This is a genomic window from Chryseobacterium sp. FR048, from assembly GCF_056844665.1.
This window is the reverse complement of record NZ_JBXDSE010000002.1, coordinates 175,522-189,617: the sequence shown is the minus strand read 5'-3', so window position 1 is coordinate 189,617 and position 14,096 is coordinate 175,522. Positions and strand designations below refer to the sequence as shown.

Here is a 14,096-nt window from a genome sequence, read left to right as displayed (position 1 = left end):
ATTATGTTTTTTTGTTAAAAAGATCATTCAAAACCCTGTACCTGTAATCGAAAATACTATTGAGTTTTTCTTTTACAAATAACTGATGGGCTATTTTACCTAAAATCCCCATCGGGAGTTCGTAGTCTACCGTATCTTTCATAAGTACGCCATGCTCATTAGGAATAAATTCATGAAAATGATTCCAATGCTTGTACGGACCTTTTTTCTGAAAGTCTGTAAAGCTTTTATAGTCTTCAACCTGGCTGATAATGGTTTTCCATTTCATCGGAATTCCCAATAAGGGAGAAACGGTGTAGTCTATTTCCATTCCTTTAAAAATAGGCTCATCCTTCACGTCGGAAAGCACTACAAAGTTCATGCTCTCCGGGGTTATTTCCGATAAATTATGAGGGGATGAAAAAAATTCCCATGCCGTTTCAATATTACAACTCAGTTGTTGTTCTCTGTATAACCTGTACATTATTTATTTTTATTGATCGTTAAACGTTCCGAAAAATCATTTTCAGCCGGAATTCTACTGTCAGAAATAAGCTGATTTGTAACGAATATAGCTTTTGAATGCAACGAGCAGTTTTTTTGAGTTCGCGATTCTGATTCTTTGCTGCAGCATATTCTGAGAACTTGTTTTCTTTATCTTTTCAAACAGGGAAAGGTAATATCTGTAAGCAAGGTATACTCCGAAAATGGATGAACCCGGCAGTTTTTTGATTCCCAGTAATGCTTCTTTGAATTCCTCTTCAATTTCCTTTTCAATTTGGGCTTTTACTGTATTATCAAAGACTGACATATTCAGGGACGGGAAATAAGTCCTTCCTAAAATCTGATAATCATCCTTCAGATCCCGTAAAAAATTAACTTTCTGAAAAGCAGACCCTAGTTTCATTGCATAGGGTTTAAGCTTCTCATATTGCTGTTTATCACCTTCTGTAAATATCTGCAGGCACATGAGCCCTACAACTTCCGCAGATCCATAGATATATTCTTTATACTGTTCGGAATTATATTCAATTTTATGAAGGTCCATTTCCATGCTGTGTAAAAACTGATCAATCAGCTGCCTGTCTATATCATAATGACGAACGGTTTCCTGAAATGAATGCAAAATAGGATTGAGCGATATGCCATCTTCGAGTGCCTCATAGGTTTCAACCTTTAATCTATTCAGAAGCTTCTCTTTATCATAACCATGAAAGCTATCCACAATTTCATCTGCCAGGCGCACATACCCGTAAACAGCATAAACAGCAGGTCTGATGGAAGGCTTCAACGCCAGTATTCCTAATGAAAAACTGGTACTGTATTTTTGTGTAGTGTACTTACTGACTTCGTAAGACAATTCATCAAACAATTTTTTCATATTATTTTATTTTTAGTTTACTGACTTCAGTCGCTACTATTTTTCCGGAAATTACTGATGGCGGAACTCCGGGACCGGGAACGGTTAACTGTCCTGTATAAAAAAGATTTCTGATCTTTCTGTTTCTTATTTTGGGTTTTAAGACAGCTGTCTGCGATAAAGTATTGGATAGTCCGTAGGCATTACCCTGATAGGCATTATAGTCGGAAATAAAATCGCTTACACAATAACTTCTTTTATATTCTATTCTGGAAACAAGATCAGCATCACCGGTATGCTTTTCAATTCTTTCAAGCATCTCCATCAGATATTTTTCTCTGGTGGATTCTTCATCATGTATACCAGGGGCAAGGGGTAACAGCAAAAAGAGATTCTCACAACCTTCAGGCGCTACCTCCGGATCTGTTTTGGAAGGGCAACAGGCATAAAAAAGTGGTTTGGCAGGCCATTTCTTATTTATATATATACAGTCTATATGATTGTCCAGTTTATTTTCAAAGAACAGGGTATGATGTTTTAAGTGAGGAATTTCACCTCTGATCCCCAGATAGTATATAAGACAGGAAGGAGCAAAGGTTCTGGTTTTCCAATAAGCCTCATTATAATTTCTCTGTGACTTTGGAATCAATGTTTCTGTATGATGGTAATCTGACGAAGCAATGACAGCATCAAATTCGTACGATTCACCATTTACTGTTATGGAGGTTACCTTTCCGTCTTCCGTATTGATTTTCTGTACTTCGTGATTAAAATGAAAGCTCACCCCTTGTCTTTCCGCCACTTCCTTCATCGCAAGAACAAGCTGATAAAAACCACCCATAGGATATTTTGTTCCCAAAACATAGCCCCCGTAATTCATCAGACTGTAAAGAGCCGGGATACGTTGTGGGGAAGCTCCGAGAAATATAACCGGAAATTCCATCAGGGACCTTAGCTTCGGGTCAGTAAAATACCCCGAAACATATTTTCTGAAATTACTTAAAAGATCAAGACTCAGCGCACTGCCCGCAATTTTTAAAGAAGCAAATTCAAGCCAGTTATAACAAGGTTTTGTTACAAAGTCTTTCATACCCACCTCATATTTAAATTGGGCAGACTTCATAAACTGATCGTATTGTCTGGCCGCTCCGGGTTCTATTTTTTCAAATAGCTCACGGATGTCTTCGTTTTTCCTGGGAACTGAAATTTTTTCTTTTGAAAAAACCATCTCAAACTGAGGATCTAAAGAAACGAGATTAAAAAAATCAGATGCTTTACAGTCAAAATCAGTGAAAAAGCCTTCAATAATATCAGGCATCCAGTACCAGCTGGGGCCCATATCGAAAACGTAACCTTTATCTGTTTTAAATTGCCTTGCACGTCCACCAGGCTGGTGATGTTTTTCAAACACATGCACTTCATTTCCGGATTTCGCAGCATATGCAGCAGCAGACAGTCCGGAAAATCCTGAACCTATCACGGCAATTCTCTTTCTTAAGTTTCCAGTATTCATTATTGTTTATTTAATAGTTTTTAGCAGGTACTTTTTTAATAGGGCATTAGTTCAGTCTTTTGCTGACAATATCCAGCAGATCCATGGCTTCGATATTCATCCGGTAAAAGGAGTCGTGAAATTCGTCCAGCTTAGAAAGTATGGCGATCAGCAACATTTGTTCAGAATGGTTCAGATTTCCAACTACCACTCTTGAGGCCTTACGGATCTCATCCATATGGGCGTCCAGTACAGAAAGTCCTTTTTCTGTTATCTGAATATGCTTGGTTCTTTTATCTTTCTGAGAAACGGTCTGTTCAGCCCATCCATTACGGATTAAGCGGTTAATAATAAGCATCCCCGAAGATTTTTCACTCACATTATGCCTTATCAGTTCCATTTTCGTCATAGCTCCAAAAGTTTTCAGGCTTATCAGATAAATAAAATCATCCTGGCTTGAAAAAACAGAATTACCGATTGACCGGGAATAGGTTTTTGCATACCTTCCCATTCTTATCAATAATGTATTGATGATACTGTCAGAACTTCTACCTGATTCCTTACCTGTCCAATCCGGATCTTTCGACTCAGAATCAGATTTAGAGGAAGCGTTCATCCATTCTGTAAACCCCTGAAGGTCGTTACTGTACAATGTTTTACCTTCATTCTGTTCCATGAATTGCTGAACAAGTTCCACAACTGCTTTTATAAGATCAAAATTCATATCCAAACAATTAGTATACAAATATACTTATTAAAGTATATAAATACACTTTAATTTTTATTTTATTTTACTCTATGAATTAAGAACAAGTGAGAGGACTGACTGTTTATATTTTAATAAAAACAAACAAAATAGAATTAAAACCCTATTAAACAAAGCTTTAACTCTTGATAAAAAAGAAAACCCATTTCTAAAAGACAGGTTTAGAAAGAATAATCAAAACATTAAAAATAGTATATTAATCAACCTAAATATTTTGTTCTAAAAAGGTTTACGAGGTTTTGCAAAAATCAAGGCAATCATTTAGTAATGATGCAAAAATCAATTCTTTTTATTTATGACAGTAATTATTTCATTATAACTATCTATTATCTGATATTTTATAAAATAATAATCTTAAAAAAATACGTTTTAATGAATAATCTCTGGTTTGAGAGATAAAAGTTCAATATATTTGTGATACAAGAGGTAGCTCATTAATAATAAACTTCGATGAAAAGATATCCGACCTTTTTATTAGCATTACTTTTCCCAATTACCCTATACAGCCAACAGAATTTTACTGCTGATGAATTATTTGTTAAAGCCCGTACCACTGCTTTTGAACAGAAAGACTATGCTGCATCTATTGCCCTGGCAAAAGAGGCATTAGAAAAAGCGCCCAATTATACTGATATTTCTGTCTTTTTGGGAAGATTGTACACATGGAACAAAGATTTGGCTGCGGCAAGAGCTGTGTTTGAAGATCTCGGAAAAAGAGAGGTTCAGGATGAAGATTATTTTCTGGCATATGCTTCATTGGAATACTGGAATGATCAGGATACAAAGGCTATCGAAATTATAGATAAAGGACTTTCTTATCATTCTAAATCCGAAGCATTGCTGCTACTGAAGGCTAAAGTATATTTTGGAATGGATAATTATGAGGAAGCTGATAAAGCGGTAACGACTCTTTTATCTATTAATCCAAAAAATACAGAGGCAAGGGCTCTTGCAGTAAGAATCAAGGACCTGTCTTCTAAAAATGCTATTGGAATTATTTACAATTATTCCCATTTTGACAAACAGTTTGATAATGACTGGCATATCGTAGGGGTAAGCTACAAAAGAATTACACCTATTGGTTCTGTGATCCTTCGTGGTAACTATGCGAATAAGTTTGCACAAGGCGGTACACAGATTGAATTGGAAGCGTATCCAAGACTTTCCAAAATGTTCTATCTTTATGTAGGTGGAGGATATTCTGATGATGTAGGTCTGTTTCCGAAATACCGAACCGGAGTTTCCCTGAATGCCAATCTTCCTCACAGTTTTGAGGCAGAATTGGGTTATCGTCAGCTTCATTTCAGCAACAACATCTGGATGTATACTGCTGCTGTAGGAAAATATTATAAAAATTTCTGGTTCAACCTGCGTACTTATATCACTCCGGACAGCAAAAATATTTCACATTCTTATACAGGAACGGTACGTTATTATACAAAAGGAGCTCAGGACTATTTTGCTTTTCAGATCGGAACAGGGATAAGCCCGGAAGAATACCGAAATAACCTTCTGGAAAACGAGACCTTTAAGCTTAAAACCTTTAAAGTAGGTGCTGAGTATAATTTTTCTTATCACTCCGTCAATCTTTTTTCTATAGGAACAATGTATTATAACCAGGAATTCCGTCCGGGTGAGAAAGGAAATCAGTTTGATATTACTTTAGGCTATACCCGAAAGTTTTAAAACTTTGACTTTGTTTTTTTCTTAAAGTTGACCATTACTGAATCCGGCATCAGTTTTTTCGTGGAATAAAACTGAGCATTCATGCTTTTATACTGATTGAACCTGCCGTTGATTTTACCCATGGCTGCTGCATCATTGGAGGCATCCTCTTTCATGTCTTTAAGGGTGAAAAGCTGGCCATCATGGATATAATATTTTTCAGAGACAAAATCAATAAGTTGGTTTTTACTCTGCATCATAGGAATTCCGGCCTTGTTGATTTCAGAATCTGCGGAGAACCCTCTTCCAACCCATGTTACTGTAGAAGGTGTATTGATTTTATAATTGTTTCTGTAGTAGGCTAAAATAGAAGGTGCAATATCAAAATGACTTACTGTTTTGTGAAAACGTTTTGATTCTTTTAATAAGGGCGAATAGATTAATAAGGGCACATGGAATCTGTCAATTTTAGATTCTAAGGTAATTTCAGGCATACTGTGATCTCCTGTAATGACAAAAATGGTGTTTTTGAAATCCGGACGTTTGCTGTAATTTTCAAAGAACCCTTTCATCGCATCATCAGCATTCAATACGGAGATAAGCTGATTTTTGTGAGCGGCTGCCCATTTTTTCTGTTCTTTGGTTAAAATCCCTGAATTGAGTCTTTGGTTGTACAACTTTTCATAATAATCCTTATTGTTAATTAAGAAAGGATTATGGGTTGAAAGTGTAAGTATCATATTGAAATACGGCTGATTCTGTGGTTTCTGCTGCTGTTGCATTTTATTTAAAACAGCCTGATCTTCATATCCCCAGCTCTCTCCGTTGTTGGCAGGAAGTTTACGGTAAGGACTATTGAAAGAGGTTTCGTCTACGATATGATCTACCCCACTGTACTCCAGGAATTCACGGTATCGGTCAAATGATACATGACCTCCGTAATAAAATCCTGTTTCAAATCCGTTTGCTTTAAGGATGTTATAAAGATTGAAATTCTCCGGTGTTTTTTCTATTTCAAGGAAGCCGTTTTTTCCGAAAGGAAGCGATCCTGTCAATGATGGTAGCGCTCCAAATGTTCTTCCTGCTGAACTTAAACTGTTTTCCCAATACAACCCTTTATTGGATAAAGAATCAAGATAAGGAGTGAAGTTACCGATATATCCTTTTGGGGACGTATAGGCATGTCCGAAACCTTCCATCACAAGAAAAACAAGATTAGGAACCTTCTCAGATCTGTTGAAGTAAGATCCCAGAAAGTCTGGTGTGTTTTCTTTTCTCCAGAACGGAAAGTTTTTATCGATCATTTCTGCATTGGCCGTAAAATCATCATTTTCGCTCAACAATTCATTCAGTTCCGGATGGTCACTGATGAAATTGTCTTCGTTGGATTTAAAGAAATAAGCCCATTTACTTTTTGCTGCATTTTGATTAAATTCACTTTCAGAATTCAAAACCTTTGCTCCTATTAAATTGGAAGGAATAAAGAATGCTGCTAACCCGAAAATCAATAGTATCATTCCCGGATAGATTGATTTTAAAGCTGTTTTACCAGCAATCCATAAAGGAACAAGAGAAACTGTTATCAAAATTCCCAGTAATGCAAAGTTTTTGAAGTTGAGCATTCCGCTTGCCTGCAAAATCTGCTTCATCTCTTCTTTACTGTAGTATAAAAGATCTGCCCCCAGTACGTTACGGCTTTCAGAGAAATATAGGAATAAGATATACTGTGTAACTGCTACAACAACCAGGGTTAGCATTCCCAGGATTCTTGCCCAGCCTTCTTTGATAAAATTAATCATCAGATATATAATTCCGACACAGAATGTAAGTTGCAGAGCAAATAAAATGTTTTCAAAGAAAAGATGACCAATAATGGCTGATGTTTCAAATTTTGGAAAGGTATATTGATACCATAGAGATTCTGCGGTTACCCCCGTTAAAAATAAAGCAAAGAAAACCAACGCCAGCATTCCCCATTTTTTGAGTCCTACCTGAAGAATAGCGTATATTCTTTCTTTCAGAGGTAAATGCTGTGTGCTTTGATTAAAACCTTGTCTTGTCATTTCGCCCCAGCCATGAGATTTTTTGAAATAATCTATAAATCCGTTAACGCCTGCTTTTACTACAATCGGATGAAAATAAAACGGTTCGGAAAAAGCCGTGAAAATTAATCTAAGAAAATCTTTTCTTTTGGTATAAACCTGATGACTTACCAGATCCACCAATATTGCATAGATGGAATATAAGAATCCCATTGAGATCACGAGGGCGAACAGCACGATAAAGAACGGCCAGTTGATAATTCCGAGCAATAAAAAGATGATAAAGATAATGTATCCTGAAAATTCGATGAGCGGACCCAGAAATTCAAAGAAGAACCAATACGGAAGGCTGATCATTCCCAGTTTTTTATACTTCGGATTGAACATCATTTTTCTGTGTTTCCACAGAGTTTCCATGGTGCCGCGCATCCATCTGTTTCTTTGTTTTCTTAGAATATCTTTGGATTCAGGAACTTCTGTCCAGCATAGAGGATCCGGAATAGTAAGTACTTCGTAAGGCTCATTTTTTTCCTCCATGTACTTTCTCATTCTTACCACCAGCTCCATGTCCTCTCCCACTGTGTTTTTATCATAACCACCGCATGCCAGTACAATTTTTCTGTCAAAGACTCCGAAAGCACCGGAGATCAAAATTAACCCTGATGCTCTGGACCATGCCATACGCCCAAGTACAAAAGCTCGAATGTATTCCAATGCCTGTGTTCTTCCCAGTAGGGTTTTCGGCATATTGACACTTACTACTTTTCCGTTTTCAATAACGCAATTGTTGGCCAGACGAATCACTCCACCGCAGGCAATGAACTTTTTATCAGTCTGTTCAAGCATTGGTTTTGCGAGCTTTAAAATCGAATCCTGTTCGAGAATACAGTCAACATCAATGCAGACCAGATATTCACCGGAGGAAATATTGACGCCAACATTTAAAGCATCCGCTTTTCCTCCGTTTTCTTTATCAACAACAATCAGTTTTTTAAAGGCCGGATTTTTACTTTTATAAACTCCCCTTACTGCATTGGTTTCTATTTTCCCCTGAATAAAATAAGCTACAGATTCAAGTTCGTAAGCTTCGATCAGCTTTTGAATGGAATCATCCTTACTTCCGTCATTTACAATAATGATTTCAAGATTATGATAATAAAGGGACAACAGAGAACGTACATTTTCCACAATGGTCATTCCTTCATTATAGGCCGGAGCAATAACACTGAATACCGGAGCATTGGGATTGGCCGCAATGATGCTGTAGTCTGTAAATGTATTTTCTTTTTTATAACGCAAGACAGCACCCAACGCATAAATTCCTATCCAGCCATAGATAAGGGTTACCGCTGTTCCGTAAATCAAAAACAGCCAGATAACGACTTCATAGATGATGTGTGAGAATTCTAACATACTTTTTCCTGTAATGCGTATTTAATAATTTGAATGAGTTCTTCAGAAGACGTTTCTTTTTGAGATATTTCTGTCAGGTATTCCTGTTTCCCCAAGGCGCATAAAGCTTCTGCAGCATACACCCTGATTCCTGAATCGGTATTGTTCAATAATTGATTTTTCAGAAAATCTGTACTGCATTGGTCTTTTGACTTTTTCATGACTTTCAGGATCTCTTTCTGTACTTCAACCGGTTGGTGTGGATACGTTTCCATAAGATGAGCAATGGTGGAAGAATTTTCCAGTGATAATAAAGTTTGTACCGTCTGTATTCGTACGTCAACAGAAGGATGATCCAGAAGATCAATTACTGTAGAATAGAGTGATAATATCTGGAATTTCCTTAAGAGTTTAAGGGTGAAAATGACTACGGCATCATTAGAACTTTCCATCCAGTTTTTAATACTATCCCCTGAATTTTCTGGAATTTGGGTGATTGAAATAAGCAAACGAAGCTGCTGCCATTCTGATATTTTTGAGGAAGTGCTGTTCAGGAAATGAAGACCTTCGAATCCTTTAAAATTTACCATCGCATACTGTGCCTCCTGATACACCTGAGCTGAAGGATGAGCTAAAAATGCAGAAATTTTTGGCAATGCTTCTTCCACTTGCATCGCTGTAAGCTCCTGTATTCCTCCTGCAATGATATGTTCTTTCTTTTGATTGAGTTTTTTTAATGCTTCCTGTTGAAGGCCATATTCCTGAAATAAATCTTTAAGCCTATTCTGTGCTGCCCCGGAAAATTTCTTCTCGGATTCTGCAAGCTTCTGAAGAAACAGATTTCTGAATGAAGGACTGTCTGAAGCAGCTGAAAAGTTAGCATCTGCAGACATTTTCTCTTCACCATATACAATCACTTCTGAGATTTTTTTATTGATCACTTCAGACCATCTGAAATCCTGAACAGATTCTCTGTACTGGTAAAAGCTGTAAATGAGTACAACGATGATCAGTACGAGTACTAAGGATAGCATTCCCAGAAAAACAAGAAAAAGAAAATGCACAGAAGTGGTGAGAAACATGGTTGCAGTTTATTTTGAAGAAAATCTTTTTATTCTTAATATCAATTCATTGGGACTGAATGGTTTCACAATAAAATCGGCCGCTCCGAGGTCAAAAGCATTCAGTACTACTTCTTCCTGTCCCATACTGGAAAGCATGATCACTGGTACTTGCTTGCCCATGGTTTTAATGGCTGAAAGTATTTCAATTCCTGAGGCAAATGGCATCATAATATCTGTGATGGCCAGATCTACATCTCTGGTTTTAAGGGTTTCGATAGCGTCTTTCCCGTTTCGGGTCAGGATCACTTCATGCCCTTCTTTTAATAATTTGTGTTCAATCGTTTTTAGAATCAGTTCGTCGTCTTCGGCGATTAGAATCAGCATAATATTAGTTTTTTATTGTATTAGATTTTTAATTAATTGTAATCCTGTTGTTATTTCGTGGATAATTTCTTCTTCCATAGAAACAAAATCCATATTAGGATCTATCTTATTTTCCCAGCTGGCAGTACGTTCTGTAAGTTTTACCAATCCGGCTGTTCCGGCTGTTCCTTTAAGTTTGTGAAGAATCAGTTTCAGAGTGGTACTGTCTTTTTCAGCCGTGCTTTTTTTAATGTTTTCTTCAGCCTGAGTAAGTTGCTCTATCACCAGATTTAAGAATATTTTTCTAAAATCCTCATCATCGTCACCTATCTGTTCGTTCAGGAGATTTATATCAAGATAGTTTTCCTTATCGGAAGAATTTTCAGGTGGGATATTATTTTCATTTCCTATGTGTTTCTTCAAAATTTCCAGCAGATCGGCCTGTCTTAAAGGTTTAGGCAGGAAATCATTCATTCCGGAATCCAGGCACTTTTCTTTCTCGCCCAGAACATTACCTGCCGTTACCCCAATAATCGGAACATTGGAATATTCCGGGAGTAAGCGGATTTGTTTGGTAGCTTCAAGACCATCCATTACCGGCATCTGAACATCCATTAAAATGATATTGAATGTTTTTTCTTTACACTGCAAAACGGCCTGAAGTCCATCCGTAGCTTCTGTAAGCTGTGCATCCGGAACCAGTGAACGCATCATTTTATGGTTAAGAACCATATTCACCGGATTGTCATCTACAAGTAAAACCTGTGGTGCCTGCATCAGTATGGAGATTTCTGTTTCAGGTTGTGGGATGATGGTTATCTCTTTCTCTGTATTTTTTACAGCTCGTCTCAATGTTTTATAGAGTTCTTCAGACTTGATAGGCTTCAGCAGGAAGTATGAATTGTTTTCCTGACGGAAAGAATTAATCACATCGTGTTCTTCAGAAGACGTATGAAGAATAATCAGGGGGGAAGATTCATTTTGTTTGCTGAATAGTTCCCTGATTTTTTCTATCGTTTCCAGCCCGGAAATAACAGGCATATGGTAATCCATCAAAATGACATCAAAACGCTCTCCTGCAAGTAATATCTGTAGAGCTTCCATTCCATTGGCCGCAAGCTTTGAGTCTATATTTTTATAGGCAAGCATGTGCTGAATAATAATCCTGTTGGCTTCATTATCATCTACAATAAGTACCTTGTTTATTTTCAGGTCTTCATATTCATGTTTCTCAGAAGTTTCATAAGGAACCTCTATGTCAAAATAGAAAACAGATCCTTTCTGTAGTTCGCTCGTCAATGACAGGCTGCTTCCCATATATTTCAGGATATTATTGGAAATGGTCAATCCGAGACCTGTTCCACCATATCGTTTGCTGATAGAGCTGTTTTCCTGGGTAAATGCATTGAAAATATGCTGTTGTTTTTCTTTTGGAATACCAATTCCCGTATCTCTTACGGAAAACCTCAATTTGATATTCTTACTGTCCAGATTCAGTTTTTCTACTTTAAGTTCTATCTCTCCTTGTTCTGTAAATTTCACTGCATTTCCAAGGAGGTTGATTAAAATCTGTTTCAACCTTGATTCATCCAGCCAGATCGTTTCAGGAAGTCCCTGTTCAATATTCAACAGTAACTCAATATTTTTTTTCTGCGACTGGTAAAGGATGACATTGATCACCTGGCTTACCATGTCATAAATATTAGATTTCTCAATGATAAGATCCATTTTTCCGGATTCTACTTTAGAAAAATCAAGTATATCGTTGATGATATTCAATAAATTTTCTCCTGATTCATTGATATAATTAAGGTATTGAGTCTGTATATCATTCAATGGAGTTTTTAAAAGGAGGTCAGAGAAACCAATAACACCATTCAGGGGAGTTCGGATTTCATGGCTCATATTGGCTAAGAATTCAGATTTTGCTTTGCTCGCAATATCTGCCATTTTCTTGGCATTTTTCAGTTCTTTATTGATTTTTACAGAGGCTGTAATATTCTGTGCAGAAACAATAATCCCGCCTATGATATTACTGGAAAGATACCATGGCGTCACCTCTACGCTGTAATGCTGAATGATTCCTTTACCCGGAACTTCGATGGCCATGTCTTCATTTTTGTAGGCCTTTCCTGCCAGTGCCTCCTGATATATTTTTATTCTTTCATCCGGCACATTAGGCGAAATCTTAAATATATTTTCACCAATAAGCCTGATGTCATTCATCTGGAACTCATCTTTCCAGCTTCTGCTTACAGAAAGATAATTAAGATCTTTATCAAACATGGCTACTGTAGAAGGTACGTATTTTACAAAAGACTGCAGCATAGCCTCTTTTTTGGCCAGTTCAAGGTAAACATTTTTGAAGGTATCAATATTCTGAATGATTCCATAGACTCTGGTACATACGCCGTCTTCAAATTCCGGAATACCTTTTACCCTTACCCAGATCATCACCCCGTCATTTTGTATAAGCTGCAATTCCTCATCGTAAGGAACGCCTTCTTTTATGGCTTTTTCGAATAAGAATTCCAGCTTTTCCCGGCTTTTTTCACTGTAGAAACCTAGTGCATTTTCAAAATCAGGCTGGAAATTTTTATCTATTTTATGGATTTCTCTGGTAGATTGTGACCACAGAACAGTATTGTTTTTAAGGTTCACTTCCCATCCTCCAACCTGGGCAACAGCGCTTGTTTGCTCCAGCATTTTTTTGGTATGAACAAGATCTTTTTCCAAACTTACTCTTTCAGTAACATTCAGTGCGGTACTTACCACATAAGGTTTCCCTTCCTTGTTGATTTCCACAAGATTATGGTACATCCAGATCATGTCTTCACCTCCTTTTGTTTTCAGGATCATGGTTCCGAAATCTTCCTCATTTTTGTTGATTCTTTCGAGATATTGTTCAAGAAGAGGCCAGTTTTTTTGAGGAACAAGGTCTTTTAAATTCAACCTTTCTACCTCTTCGGCAGAATATTGCAGGGTTTCTCTGCCCTTTTCGTTGACGGCAATGATATTTCCTTCCATATCATGCATGCTCATCAAGCCTATAGCATTTTCGAAGAAACTTCTGAAGCGGCGTTCAGAACTTTCCAGTTTAAGTTTTTCATCAATACGTTGGGTGATATTAATTCCAAAACAAAAAATCTCTGAGTAATTTTGATTGAGTTTTAAATACCATTCAATAATGATGGTTTGGGTATCATCTATCTTTGTTGAAGTAGTAAATGTTACTTCCTCTTCCGTACCGGGAAGGTTTTTGGAAAGCAATTGGAGTTGAGAATTATGATTTCCTATCAGATCGATAAAATTTTGATTGAGAATCTGACCTTTATCCATTTGAAATGCCTTTTCAAAAGCCGGATTAATCTCTTTCAGTAGGAAGTCTTTATCCAGAACACAGATCAGGTTATTGGAAATATTAAAAGTTTGTTGAAAATACTCAGCCTGAATATTTTTCCTTTTCCCCATCAGGACTTTTGTTATCGCCTCTCCTATTTTTTTTAAGGTTGAAATCTGATCGTTTGTGATTGTTTTAGGTTTATAATCGATAACACAGATGGTTCCTAATACAAATCCTTCATCATCAATCAGAGGTACTCCTGCATAAAACCGGATTCCACCAGCCAGAATAAGTGGATTATCAGAAGATCTTTCGTCTGATAAAGTATCATTAATGACTACAACCTCTCCGCTTGCAATAGAATACTGGCATAAAGTACTTTTCCTGTCCACAAAATCCAGAGCAAGTCCCACACAACTTTGGATGGTCTGGGTTTCGCTTTCCATCATGGCAATGAGCGCTGCAGGACAGTCTGTCACCAGGCAAGCTGTTTCTGCAAAAATGTCTAGCTGGGAATCTTTTTCAAGATTTAAAAGATCAAAATACTCCAGTTTCTTCATTCTCTCTTCTTCATTCGCAGGAATTGGATACTTCTTCATATGTTATATCAACAATTAGAGACTTTTATTT

Annotated in this window: 9 protein-coding genes; 1 reads left to right on the top strand and 8 read right to left on the bottom strand. The window is 37.0% G+C overall.

What is annotated here, in order from left to right; all coding sequences use genetic code 11:
- Position 1: 1 nt before the first annotated feature.
- The 4 genes from AC106K_RS05765 to AC106K_RS05750 are packed head-to-tail and all read right to left on the bottom strand — an operon-like array spanning position 2 to position 3,555.
- Positions 2–466 (bottom strand): SRPBCC family protein, encoded by a 465-nt coding sequence (locus AC106K_RS05765; RefSeq protein ID WP_482444746.1) that lies wholly within the window; start codon positions 464–466, stop codon positions 2–4.
- Between the two features lie 57 nt (positions 467–523).
- On the bottom strand, positions 524–1,360 hold the full coding sequence (locus AC106K_RS05760; RefSeq protein ID WP_482443674.1) for a phytoene/squalene synthase family protein: 837 nt from the start codon (positions 1,358–1,360) through the stop codon (positions 524–526).
- 1 nt (position 1,361) lies between these two features.
- The gene (locus AC106K_RS05755; protein ID WP_482443673.1) at positions 1,362–2,852 is read right to left on the bottom strand and encodes a phytoene desaturase family protein; all 1,491 of its coding nucleotides are present in this window, start codon (positions 2,850–2,852) and stop codon (positions 1,362–1,364) included.
- A gap of 46 nt (positions 2,853–2,898) precedes the next feature.
- Positions 2,899–3,555, bottom strand: coding sequence for a MarR family winged helix-turn-helix transcriptional regulator (locus AC106K_RS05750; protein WP_482443672.1), 657 nt, complete (start codon positions 3,553–3,555; stop codon positions 2,899–2,901).
- A gap of 492 nt (positions 3,556–4,047) precedes the next feature.
- Here AC106K_RS05750 and AC106K_RS05745 point away from each other — a divergent pair, with 492 nt between their 5' ends.
- On the top strand, positions 4,048–5,283 hold the full coding sequence (locus AC106K_RS05745) for a YaiO family outer membrane beta-barrel protein (protein WP_482443671.1): 1,236 nt from the start codon (positions 4,048–4,050) through the stop codon (positions 5,281–5,283).
- Here the strand turns inward: AC106K_RS05745 and AC106K_RS05740 are convergent.
- Genes AC106K_RS05740 through AC106K_RS05725 form a run of 4 tightly spaced genes read right to left on the bottom strand, consistent with a single transcriptional unit; the run spans position 5,280 to position 14,065 of the window.
- Entirely contained in the window at positions 5,280–8,717 is a 3,438-nt protein-coding gene (locus AC106K_RS05740) for a sulfatase-like hydrolase/transferase (protein WP_482443670.1), read from the bottom strand. The genes AC106K_RS05745 and AC106K_RS05740 overlap by 4 nt on opposite strands.
- Positions 8,711–9,778 carry a HEAT repeat domain-containing protein gene (locus tag AC106K_RS05735; protein ID WP_482443669.1) on the bottom strand — a complete coding sequence of 356 codons (1,068 nt, stop codon included), beginning with the start codon at positions 9,776–9,778 and terminating at the stop codon, positions 8,711–8,713. Before AC106K_RS05735 ends, AC106K_RS05740 begins: the two co-directional genes overlap by 7 nt.
- A gap of 9 nt (positions 9,779–9,787) precedes the next feature.
- Complete coding sequence (locus AC106K_RS05730; protein WP_482443668.1) at positions 9,788–10,144, bottom strand: response regulator transcription factor; 357 nt, start codon at positions 10,142–10,144, stop codon at positions 9,788–9,790.
- 12 nt (positions 10,145–10,156) lie between these two features.
- Positions 10,157–14,065 (bottom strand): response regulator, encoded by a 3,909-nt coding sequence (locus AC106K_RS05725; RefSeq protein WP_482443667.1) that lies wholly within the window; start codon positions 14,063–14,065, stop codon positions 10,157–10,159.
- Positions 14,066–14,096 lie beyond the last annotated feature (31 nt).